Annotated in this window: 13 protein-coding genes; 11 read left to right on the forward strand and 2 right to left on the reverse strand. The window is 30.2% G+C overall.

Annotated elements, in window-relative coordinates:
• Positions 1-9 precede the first annotated feature (9 nt).
• Positions 10-804: a Dna2/Cas4 domain-containing protein gene (locus ACKI5C_RS09385; RefSeq protein ID WP_407432862.1), complete on the reverse strand. Its 795-nt coding sequence runs from the start codon at positions 802-804 to the stop codon at positions 10-12.
• A 157-nt stretch (positions 805-961) separates the two neighbouring features.
• Complete coding sequence (locus ACKI5C_RS09390; protein WP_407432863.1) at positions 962-2,032, reverse strand: DNA polymerase subunit beta; 1,071 nt, start codon at positions 2,030-2,032, stop codon at positions 962-964.
• A 107-nt stretch (positions 2,033-2,139) separates the two neighbouring features.
• Here ACKI5C_RS09390 and ACKI5C_RS09395 point away from each other — a divergent pair, with 107 nt between their 5' ends.
• The 11 genes from ACKI5C_RS09395 (at position 2,140) to ACKI5C_RS09445 (ending at position 10,559) form a co-directional block, all read left to right on the forward strand.
• Positions 2,140-3,279 carry a hypothetical protein gene (locus tag ACKI5C_RS09395; protein WP_407432864.1) on the forward strand — a complete coding sequence of 380 codons (1,140 nt, stop codon included), beginning with the start codon at positions 2,140-2,142 and terminating at the stop codon, positions 3,277-3,279.
• Positions 3,280-3,552: 273 nt separating this feature from the next.
• On the forward strand, positions 3,553-4,140 hold the full coding sequence (locus ACKI5C_RS09400; RefSeq protein WP_407432865.1) for a DUF366 family protein: 588 nt from the start codon (positions 3,553-3,555) through the stop codon (positions 4,138-4,140).
• A complete protein-coding gene (locus tag ACKI5C_RS09405) occupies positions 4,137-4,658 on the forward strand; it encodes a 6-pyruvoyl trahydropterin synthase family protein (protein ID WP_407432866.1) in 522 nt (173 codons plus the stop codon). Before ACKI5C_RS09400 ends, ACKI5C_RS09405 begins: the two co-directional genes overlap by 4 nt.
• Before the next feature lie 2 nt (positions 4,659-4,660).
• A complete protein-coding gene (locus ACKI5C_RS09410; protein ID WP_407432867.1) occupies positions 4,661-5,359 on the forward strand; it encodes a 7-carboxy-7-deazaguanine synthase QueE in 699 nt (232 codons plus the stop codon).
• Between the two features lie 46 nt (positions 5,360-5,405).
• Complete coding sequence (locus tag ACKI5C_RS09415; RefSeq protein ID WP_407432868.1) at positions 5,406-6,350, forward strand: CBS domain-containing protein; 945 nt, start codon at positions 5,406-5,408, stop codon at positions 6,348-6,350.
• 17 nt (positions 6,351-6,367) lie between these two features.
• Positions 6,368-7,168, forward strand: coding sequence for a CBS domain-containing protein (locus ACKI5C_RS09420; RefSeq protein WP_407432869.1), 801 nt, complete (start codon positions 6,368-6,370; stop codon positions 7,166-7,168).
• 49 nt (positions 7,169-7,217) lie between these two features.
• The gene (gene pheA / locus ACKI5C_RS09425; protein WP_407432870.1) at positions 7,218-8,027 is read left to right on the forward strand and encodes a prephenate dehydratase; all 810 of its coding nucleotides are present in this window, start codon (positions 7,218-7,220) and stop codon (positions 8,025-8,027) included.
• Positions 8,028-8,085: 58 nt separating this feature from the next.
• The gene (locus ACKI5C_RS09430) at positions 8,086-8,760 is read left to right on the forward strand and encodes an endoglucanase (RefSeq protein ID WP_407432871.1); all 675 of its coding nucleotides are present in this window, start codon (positions 8,086-8,088) and stop codon (positions 8,758-8,760) included.
• A gap of 28 nt (positions 8,761-8,788) precedes the next feature.
• Positions 8,789-9,370, forward strand: coding sequence for a PsbP-related protein (locus ACKI5C_RS09435; protein WP_407432872.1), 582 nt, complete (start codon positions 8,789-8,791; stop codon positions 9,368-9,370).
• A gap of 23 nt (positions 9,371-9,393) precedes the next feature.
• Positions 9,394-9,903, forward strand: coding sequence for a flavoprotein (locus ACKI5C_RS09440; RefSeq protein ID WP_407432873.1), 510 nt, complete (start codon positions 9,394-9,396; stop codon positions 9,901-9,903).
• A complete protein-coding gene (locus ACKI5C_RS09445) occupies positions 9,900-10,559 on the forward strand; it encodes a phosphopantothenoylcysteine decarboxylase (protein WP_407432874.1) in 660 nt (219 codons plus the stop codon). The genes ACKI5C_RS09440 and ACKI5C_RS09445 overlap by 4 nt, the downstream gene beginning before the upstream one ends.
• The last annotated feature ends 301 nt before the right edge of the window (positions 10,560-10,860 follow it).

Genomic DNA, 10,860 nt, shown 5'->3' on the forward strand with positions numbered 1-10,860 from the left:
GGATAATCCCTATTCTTTTAAACATATATTTTTATATTGACAGTTACCACATTTTTTATCATTTATTTTTACTGTCGGTACTTTTTTATTGTATTCAATATCTTTTACTTCGTTTATAATATCGAATAATGCTTTTCTTAAATTAACGTCCATTATTACTGGTCTTCGTTCGTTAATTTTTGTATAATCTACAAATCCCACAAAGACTTCTGTTTCAAATTCTTCTTCTATCAGTATCGCATCAGCTGCTAAATCTATTGCATCCTGATCCCAAACACCTTTTAATGGTGGTGTTGTATGTTTAATTGATATGGGGTAATATTTCCCATCAACAATCTCAATTTTATCACATAATCCCATTATTTCTAATCTGGTGTCTTTTAAAAGATATGAATACATGCAATTTGGAAAAAACATGTCTACTATTGCAAATCCATTTTTTCCTAAAAGTTCCATAGCTTGTTTAGCTTTTAGAGCATGATTTTTTATATTAAAGTAAGTTTCATTGTTTATTTCAAGAATTTGCTCTGTTGTAATGCCTAAATTCATATTTTGAATTGAAGAAAATGTGCTTTCAAGATAATTTGCAATATTTTCAGATAGTGTGTCTTCTATTTCACTTATATTCATTTCTTTTTTCAATTTTCGCATATTTTTTTGTATTAGGTCCTGTGTATCTATTTTTATCTTTTTTATTTCAATATTTAATTGTATATCATTGCTTATTGTTGTATCAACATGTGTTTGCAAATATAATTTCATGGGGCAATACATGTGTGATCTTATTGAAGATATGTTTATCATTTTTTAACCTCTTTATTTTTGTAATATTAAATAGTTAATCTTAGTATAAATAAATAGAGGTTTTAAACAATGTTAATTCTCTTAAAATAAATAAATATGGCGATGTTTGGTAAAAAATATGTTTTAAATAGAATTTTTATAATTTGGAGCAATTTTTTCATGCCGGAGGAATTTTTAACTTAAGATATTCATCAATTGCTTCACGTGTTGTCCCGACAACAATTCTGTAATGGTCTTCTTTGCCTTCCGTAATGACTTTTTCGACTTTTCCTTTGGCTATAACGTGTTCTCCGTCAACTACCTCTCCTGCATAGGTATGTGTAAATGACACGACTTCTGAGATGTCTCTTTCAACACCATCGAGAATTTCAACATTTTCTACTGTGTATAATGATGGATTGTCAAAAGCTCCGAGTGCGCTTACAATGTCACATTCTATTTTAGCAATTCCCTGAGGTTCATATCTGGTATCTCCCCAGCTGCCTTCAATTTCATCATATCCTTTGGTAGCTAAAATATCAAATAAAGTGCCGTCAATTGTGCCACGATTTGCTTTCCTGTTTTCATACCATTTAAATTCTTCTGGTGTTAGACTGGAATCACTCATCCGTTTATTGTAAACAAAATCCCAGTAATCATCAGTAATTCCATTTAATGTAATGTGTTTGTCTACCTCTTCAATGTAAACTTCTTCATTTCTGTGTTTTTTAAATGCTTCAATGGCTTTTCTGTGATTGTCAAGTCCATATATGACATAATCCAAGTCTGAAACATCATCTTTTTGAAGTCCCGGCAGAATTGATCCGGAAATACCCATATCCTCATAATCTATTCCTCCAATGTAGTGGAAGAAGTCACATACATCCATTAATTTAGCTATGATTTCCGGATTTTTAACTTCTCCTCCAGATTCAAAAGTCTTTTTCAAACCAAGTAATCTGTTTTCCGGTTTGATTACTCTTTCAACTTTATCCAGGGGAACACCCATCATTTCAACATTGGTCACATCACAGAAATATAGATACTCAGGGTAATTTTCACGTAAATATGAATAAGCTTCTTGTGAACCTACTTTTCTATATCTAATTCCGTCTTTTTCACGATCTCCATTTTCATCAGGGATATATCTTAAAAATGAGATGTATCTATCATCGGGATGGACATAATTTGTTGATGCAAAGTACATTCCATCTGTCGTGTAAATAAAATCTCTTGTTCTTACTTGCATAAAAAATAACTCCTTTACATCATTTTTTATATAAACTATTAAATTTAATTTTTGATTTTTAAATACTAACTTTTTTATTCTATTAATCGATATATATATATATATATTTGTTCAATAGTGTTAATCATGGAGGTGAAAATATCAATAAAATTGCAATAAGTGCATTAATAATAGTGGCTATAGGATTAGTTGCCGGGGGCTTTGCATTTGTTACAAATGGGGATTTTGCTCATGTGGCAGATAATTTAGTTTCTAATGAAGTATCTGATGCATCTAATGGTGATGTTTCTTCAAACAATAATCAAACAGTTAATGATGCTTCTTTAGATAAAGATAAACAAGCTAATGAGTTTTCTTTAAGCAATATTCAAAATAAAGTCACATCAAATCATGCATCTCTGATGGCGAATAATGTTGCAGATAACAATGTTGTCACACGGTTCATGAATGTTGCATTCGCATCATATAATGGGGATTCAGACTTGTTTAGTCAAAATATTGGGGATAATCAAGTTTTTGACCCATGGAATAATATAAATAAAAATGAATATGTTTTGTCTCCAAATTATGCTGAACACATATTCATAAAAATTGGTCAAGATTTCACTGATAAATATGGATACTGTGTTGCAGATGGTGGATTCATACCTTTAGGCAACATTACAAAAGCAATTTCCGCTGACTATATATGTGATTTAAGTTGTGGAATTGATGATTGTTACTTTGATTTGTCTACAAATCCGTATATTTATGATTATGGTGATGCTGAATTCTATATAAAATATGGGGATTTCCCTTCTGAGATTCAAAAACAAAGTGAAGCATACATTTCAGATTATTATAATACCAATTATAAGCCAGTTGACGGTCAGGATGATGTATATGTGAACGTTCATCAGGATTTCACGGATAAATATGTATTATGTATGGATTGTGGAAGGTATGTGCCATTAGGTACTATTACAACGCCTTTAAAAGATATTATGATATGTGACTATCCGAGACACTTCGGAGATAATGTATATTTCGATATTGACCACCCTGCTGTAATCGGTCCTGATGATGCAATTGCTTCATGGGATTCATTTAATGAACAACGTTATTCAAACCCGGATTATCATCCAATACACTATGATGAACCAGGTTATGGCGAAGAAGACTTCTCAGGTTATTATTCTAATAATATTGAGTCTTCACAGCAGAATATTGATGTAAATGTTGTAGGAAATGTAAGCGATTCCGCTTAAATTTCCATCATTTTATTTTTTTTCTTTTTTCATATATCCTTCTGTCAATATATTATCAATAGATAATTCAACAATTAATTTTAATTAATTTTTCAGCATTTTTAATTAAATATAAAATCATTTTCATTAAAAATATTAATTATTATTTTAATTAAAACACTACTTTACAATCGACAGTTTTTAAAGATTTTTCATTAACCTTATTAAACACTTTTATCTAATAACTATAATGTATAGGATATAGTTATTCTAAAAAATAAGATAGGTTTTAAAATGAATATAACTCATAAACATGTTGAAGATATTTTTGAATATGATGGTAGCCAGATAAATCCATCATGGGCCTTTCAGGAGTTTGGAATTTATGGTTCTTCAATTGTCACATGGATCGGGCCGGTAAATATCACTCCGGATAACCTAAAAGATTTTGCCGATGTTGGCTTAGAAATAAAATCCAATTATATGGTTAATTTTATTTGTGAATTTTTTGACCAGCAGCCAACAAATATGAGAATTGCTTATCTTCGCCAAAGACTTCTTGTAATGATTTTCAGAGAAATTTTAACTGAAAAAGGAGTCAGGACTACTCGTGAAGGTGATGATATTTTTGTTGATGGCAGAAAACTCAGTATTTCAATAGCAAGTGTTTCCCTAAGTTCTGCAAAAATTCATTTCGCACTTAATCTGGAAGATAAGGGAACTCCTAGTGATGTTGAAACTATAGGTCTTTATGATATTGATGGCGGTAATGTCTTCAACAGTAATAATCTAAAAGATTTAATTTTTGAGATTGTTAATCGTTATATTGATGAACTTGAAACCATTGAAAAGGATATTAGTAAAACCAAGGTGTTGTTATGAAAATTTTAATTAACGGTATCCAGTCCAATTTAAGATTCTCATCTGCCCATATTATTCCTGGCCATGAATCCTGTGGATTTATTCATGGTCATTCATATTTCGTTGATATAGAAATTGAAGGAAAAAGGGCAGGTGAATTTGAATTTGTTGTAGATTTTAAAGATGTAAAAAAATATACTAAAGCAATCTGTGATGAACTTGACCACAGGCTTTTGGTTCCTGTGTATAATACTTTAATTGATATTAAGGATTTTGATAAAGAATCCGATTCAATATTTGATTTGAAAAAAATTAAAACTGTTTCTTTTAAAATTGGAGATAAAGGTTATTCAATACCTTCTGTTGACTGTGTATTGTTGCCGCTTCCTTATACTTCTGCTGAAGAGTTATCTAAATTCTTTGCAGAGACATTGGCCCGTAAATTAGCTGAAAATTATGATAATTTGGAATATATTTCAGTATGTGTAAATGAGGGTATTGGTCAGGGAGCACAATATAAAAAGGAATTTGTGGAATAAAAATGAAAGCCCCAATTATTGAAATATTTTCTTCTTTTCAGGGAGAAGGAACTTTAATCGGTCAAAGACAGATTTTTGTACGTTTTGCAGGTTGTAATTTAAATTGCAGCTATTGTGATACTAAAAATAGTATTTCAGAAAAGGATGGAATACTTATGACTCCTGCCCAAGTTGTGTCTAAAATCGAAAGTATTTTAACTCCGGACTGCCAAACTATATCTTTTACAGGTGGTGAACCATCATTATATCCGGAATTTATTAATGAAGTTTCAAAACTTACAAATCTCGATATAATGCTTGAGACTAATGGGACACTACCGGCAAATATTGATTCAATTGACAATTTAGATATTGTTTCACTTGATATTAAACTTAAAGAACAATTTGATGGCGATTTTAACGAAGATATTTTTTTAAATGAAATTAAATCACTAAATTTATTAATAGAAAAATCTATAAATGTATACTGTAAAGTAGTTATTTTGCCATCGTTAAAAATAGAATCATTTGAAGAGGTAATTAAAAAAATTGATAATGAGATAATTTATAAGAATAACCTTCATTTTATTATTCAGCCTTCCAGTCCTTTAAGTGATTGGAAAAATATTTCTAATTCTTTATTTGAATTTTCGGAGATTGTTGGTAGATATTTTAAGGTTTCTACCATTCCTCAAATTCATAAAATTTTGAATATTGAATAAAATGATTTTATTTTTTGGATTATGATTACAATAAAGAGGTGTATAAATGAAAGAAAAAACATCCATTAACTTAAGAAAATCAATGAATAGAGGCTCTGTTGAACAAGAAACTAAAATTCATGATAAACCGGGAGAAATTATGAAAATTGCATCAGATGATGTTATATCTATTCCTCCTAGTAAAAGTATCAAAGATACTGCTAAAGTAATGATGGAACACCAATTCAGAAGGTTACCAGTTACTGATCCAGGATCAGGTAAAGTTTTAGGTATTGTTACCGTAATGGACATATTAGATTTCTTTGGTGGAGGAAATAAATTTAATATTATTGAAAAAAAATACCAAGATAACTTTTTAGCAGCTATCAATGAACCTGTCCGTGAAATCATGTCACGTGATGTTGTCCTTTTATCTGACAAATCTTCAATTAATGAAGTTGTTGATGTAATGTTATCTAATCAAATTGGAGCACTTCCTCTTGTTGATGCTGATGAAAAACTCTCAGGTATCGTAACTGAAAGAGACCTTGCATTATCTCTTGCAGGCGAAATGGATGACAGAACTGCACAAGATTATATGACTACCAAAGTTTTCACAACTACTCCTGGTACTCCTATTGAAAGTGCATGTAAAATCATGGTTAGAAATGGATTAAGAAGAATACCTATTGTTGGTGGAGAAGCTGATATTTCTAAAGCAGCTAAAAAATTATTAGGTATTGTAACTTCAACTGATATTATTCGTTTCTTTAATACAAAAGAATTCTTTGATAATTTAAATTCCAATGCCGCCAGTGAAATTTTAGAACAAACCAAATTAACTGAAATCATGGTTAAAGATGCAATTACTGTTGAACCTGAAGACACTATTGGCGAAATTTGTGAATTATTCAAAATAAGTAATATTGGTGGTGTGCCAGTAATTAAAAATGATGTTGTAATGGGAATTATAACTGAAAGAGATATTTTAAGAGCTATTAAAGGATTATAGGATAGTGGGGGCAGACTATGCAAATCAAAAATTTAATGTCTACATCATTAATTACTATAGATAAAGATCAAAGTCTTGCTGATGCTTTAAAATTACTCAGAAAAAACAGAATTTCACGTTTACCTGTTCTCAATAATAAAGAATTGACAGGTATCATTTCTGAAAGAGACATCGCAAAAAAACTTGGTTCTTCAAAATATGAAAGTATGCCAGCTTCAAGGCTTCATGTTTCATCTGTAATGGTTAAAGACATTATTTCCGTTCCACAATCAATGCGTTTAGCTGAAGTAGCTAATATAATGCTTGAAAATGGTATCGGTTCCGTACCTGTTATAGATGATGGTAAAATGGTAGGTATTGTTTCAAAAGCTGATTTTGTTACAATGGCTATTGATGGAGAATATGATAATATTTGTACTAAAGAAATAATGACAAAAGATGTTATTTCAGTTTCACCATCTGAAAGACTTATTCATGCAAGAAGAGTAAGTATTGACGCTAAAGTCGGTAGACTTCCAGTTATTGATGATGAAGAGTTAGTTGGAATGATTACTTCTAAAGATTTAATGAGAGCGTTCATTGACTTTAGAAAAAAAGTTCCGGAAAGATATCAGAAATCTCAAATTAAAGAAGTATTGGTTGAATATATCATGTCAAGAAATCCTCTTGTTGTAACAAAAGATCATTCTATTTCTGATGTTGCAAAAATCATGATAGAAACAGGTTATAATGGTTTACCTGTTGTAGAGGATGATAAAGTTATTGGTATAATAACTCAAACTGATATTTTAAGATTAATTTCAAAATTAGAAGCATAGTGTAGCTATTTGATTAGCTATACTTTTTAAACTTTTTTTTAGTGATAATATGGAAAAAATGATTTCTTTTCTCGGTCCAAAAGGAACATTTTCTCATGAAGCAGCATCACTTTTGGGAGATAATTTAGTTCCTTATTGTACAATTCCGGCCGTTATGAGTAGTGTAGATTCTGATCAGTGCATAAAATGCATTGTTCCTATTGAAAATTCTATTGAAGGTCCTGTGGGTATCACATTGGATTCTCTTGCTCATGATTTTGATTTAAATATTGTCGGTGAAATTATTATTCCAATTTATCAAAATTTAATAGTTAATCCGGGAACTGAACTGGAAGATATAACTGATGTATATTCACATCAGCAGGCTATTTCTCAATGCCACTCATTTATAGAAAAAAATAATATCCAGCCTCATTATGCAGTCAGTACTGCAAGCGCTGCAAAAAGTATTATTGGAGATAAGTCAAAAGCAGCTATTGGGCATGTTAAAAGTGCTGAGTTATATGGATTGGATGTTCTTTTAAAGAATATTCAGGATGCGGATAACAACGAAACACGTTTTGTTGTCCTGTCAAAGGAGGATACGAATCCAACAGATAATGATAAAACATCCATTATTTTTTCAATTTATGAAGACCATCCGGGTTCTCTTTATAAAATACTTGGAATTTTTAATGAATATGGAATAAACTTAACTAAAATTGAATCAAGGCCATCTAAACAGGGTTTGGGTAAATACTTGTTTTTTGTCGATTTTTATGGCCATTATAAAGAAGACTTAATTAAAAAAATTATCATGGAAATTGATGATAAAACTTATTTTCTAAAAGTTTTGGGTTCCTATCCCGAATTTAAGTAAACTATAAATTAATGTTTAAATATAATTATTAATATTCATTAATTTAAGGAGGGTTAGTATGTCTGGTGATAAGGATAAACTTCTACAAATCATGGCCAGTTTAGAGTCTGATTATGCTCATGGAAAAATATCTAGAGAAAAGTATATTTATTTCCGTTCCAAGTATGAAGATAAACTCAATGCTTTAGATGCTAGAGAAGCTACTAATAGAATTAGATCAATGCAAGGTAAGCCTTCTAATTCTCCTAAAAATAAAAAATCAATTAGAAAAGATAAAGATAAATTAAAAAAAGAGAATGAAGATTTAGTTCAAAAATATATTATTAATCCAAAAAAAGGAGATACTGTTAAAGAAAAAACTCCAATGGATTCCGGGACTTTTAAACTTTTAGTTATTTTGGTTTTAGCTATTGGATTTACTGTTGGTGCAGGTTATGGTGTATTTAAATTTGATTTTGGAGCTTTAGCTAATGTTAACGCTTCAGCTATTGTGACTGATACTGCGTTTCCGGATGTGGCTGATGTTCATGTAAATTCAACAAAAACCAATACTCAATCAAATAATACTGTTGTAACTACTCAATCTCAGAGTAGCAGTAGTAGTTCTAGTTCGGGAAGTTCTTCAGTTACTCCGGATAGTGGCGGAAGTTCTTCTGATCCTACTCCTACTCCTACTCCGACGCCTACCCCTACCCCAACTCCAACTCCGGATAGTGGTGGAGGTAGTGGATGATAATAATTGTTAATCTAATGGTGAATTTATGAATAAACTTACTACAATAGGAATTGTAATACTTTTAGTGATTATTGCAGTATTTGGATATATTGTACTTAATGATATCCACTTTGACACTAATAAAAGTCAGGGTAGTAATAGTAAATCTAACGAATCTGTTACTATGTTGAGTATGTCTAAAGGAGGAGTTACTGTTAATTATCCTTCAAATTGGATTTTATCTCAAGCAACTTCCAACAACTCTATCATTGCAATTTCTAAAGAAAGTTCTGTTGATAATCTTGAAGTTGGTCAGATAAATATAAATGTGGAGAAAAAAGCCTTCACGGGTGATTTCAATTCATTTGTAAATAAATCATATACCAATATTAAAGCAGATTCTGCATTTAATCTAGTTTCATCTGGTGAAGTTGATCTTAATGGTGAAAAGGTTTTACAATATATCTACACTTCATCATCTAATAACGGTGTTGTAAAACAACATAAGGCATTATGGTTTGAAAGAAATAATGAAGCTTATGTTGTAATGTACAGTGCTCCTATTGACAAGTATGAAGCTAACTTGCCTGCTGCAGATTACATTATGAGCAATATTAAAATTAATTAATTTTTATTTTTTGAGGAATTATCATGATAGTATTATGTGTTACTGGCAGTGTTGCTGCCAGTCAATCTGTTAAATTAGCAAGAGAATTTAAAAGACAGGGTATGGAAGTCAAATGTTTTATGAGTGATGCAGCTTGTGAAATTCTTCATCCTAATTCTATGGAATTTGCGACCGGAAGTGATGTTATTACCAAATTAACCGGTAATATTGAGCATGTAAAATATTCTCAAGAGGATTTAATACTTGTTGCTCCGGCTACTGCAAATACTATAAGTAAATTTGCACATAAGATAGCGGATAATCCTATTTCTACTTTATTGATTACTGCATATGGACATGATACTCCAATTCTTTTTGTTCCATCAATGCATGATTCAATGTTTAAAGCTATTGAAGAAAATATAGATAAAATTAAATCAGAAGAATCCGCTTCATTCATGCCTCCTGTAATGGATGAAGGAAAAGCAAAATTCCCTTCAACTGAAGATATTGTGCTTGAATCTTTAAGATGCATTAACTTGGCTAAGAAGTGATTTTTATTCGTGGAAAAAAAGTTTTAATAAGTCTTGGCGGGACATTTGAACCAATTGATTCTGTAAGGGGCATAACCAATAAGTCTTCTGGGAAAATGGGTTTGGCTCTTGCAAAACAAGCATATATTTTAGGTGCGGATGTTACTTTAATTGCAGCTAAAGTTAGTGTTGATATTTCTCCTCTTTTTAACGTTATTTATGTTGAAACATCAAAACAAATGGCAGACGTTATTTTTGATATTGTGGAAGATTATGATATTTTTATTTCCACAGCGGCGGTTTCTGATTTTGAAATTGTTGATTATAAAAATAAAAAAATTGATTCTGAATCTTCACTATCCATTAGTTTGAAACCTACTTTAAAGATTATTCGCCATATTAAGAAAATTAATCCGGATATTTTTTTGGTTGGGTTTAAAGCAGAATTCAATATTTCCCGTGAAGATATAATTTATTGTGCTAGAAAACAGATTAATGATGCAGGAACTGATATTGTTGTTGCAAATGATGTTTCTCAAAAAGATTGTAACTTCGGATCCGATAAAAATGAAGTTTTAATTATTGATGATGATGTTTTATCTGTTCCCCTTGCAAGCAAAGATGAAATTGCAAAAACTATCATGGATGTTATTTCTAAAAGGATTTCATGTAGATAGTCTCAATTATTTTTTTATTTTCTATTAGTGTCTATTATAATTATTAATTTTATGATTAATATTTTTAATTTATTTTTAATAACTTATTATTTAATTGGGTGTAAAATTCATTAAACTGATAGAAATTTTCAACCTATTTTTAGAATAAGATTTTTTGGAAAACCTTAATCACTCTCTGTGTTCGTATTTTATAAAACATTAATTTCATTATAAGTGATTTTTCTTAAATTTTTCTTCTACTAAGTTAATGTCAATATTGCTTTTAGGAGGTTTTATATGTGGTGAAAAATAAATTTTTTGT

The sequence above is a fragment of the Methanobrevibacter sp. genome (assembly GCF_045646045.1).
In the GTDB taxonomy this organism is placed as follows: Archaea; Methanobacteriota; Methanobacteria; order Methanobacteriales; family Methanobacteriaceae; genus Methanocatella.

Excerpts from the sequence above, each read along its gene's own strand:
- ACKI5C_RS09390 (WP_407432863.1), bottom strand. The coding sequence starts at position 2,032 with ATGCAAGTAAGAACAAGAGATTTTATTTACACGACAGATGGAATGTAC.
- ACKI5C_RS09420 (WP_407432869.1), top strand. The coding sequence starts at position 6,368 with ATGCAAATCAAAAATTTAATGTCTACATCATTAATTACTATAGATAAA.
- pheA (WP_407432870.1), top strand. The coding sequence starts at position 7,218 with ATGGAAAAAATGATTTCTTTTCTCGGTCCAAAAGGAACATTTTCTCAT.
- ACKI5C_RS09410 (WP_407432867.1), top strand. The coding sequence starts at position 4,661 with ATGAAAGCCCCAATTATTGAAATATTTTCTTCTTTTCAGGGAGAAGGA.
- ACKI5C_RS09430 (WP_407432871.1), top strand. The coding sequence starts at position 8,086 with ATGTCTGGTGATAAGGATAAACTTCTACAAATCATGGCCAGTTTAGAG.
- ACKI5C_RS09435 (WP_407432872.1), top strand. The coding sequence starts at position 8,789 with ATGAATAAACTTACTACAATAGGAATTGTAATACTTTTAGTGATTATT.
- ACKI5C_RS09385 (WP_407432862.1), bottom strand. The coding sequence starts at position 804 with ATGATAAACATATCTTCAATAAGATCACACATGTATTGCCCCATGAAA.
- ACKI5C_RS09415 (WP_407432868.1), top strand. The coding sequence starts at position 5,406 with ATGAAAGAAAAAACATCCATTAACTTAAGAAAATCAATGAATAGAGGC.
- ACKI5C_RS09400 (WP_407432865.1), top strand. The coding sequence starts at position 3,553 with ATGAATATAACTCATAAACATGTTGAAGATATTTTTGAATATGATGGT.
- ACKI5C_RS09440 (WP_407432873.1), top strand. The coding sequence starts at position 9,394 with ATGATAGTATTATGTGTTACTGGCAGTGTTGCTGCCAGTCAATCTGTT.
- ACKI5C_RS09405 (WP_407432866.1), top strand. The coding sequence starts at position 4,137 with ATGAAAATTTTAATTAACGGTATCCAGTCCAATTTAAGATTCTCATCT.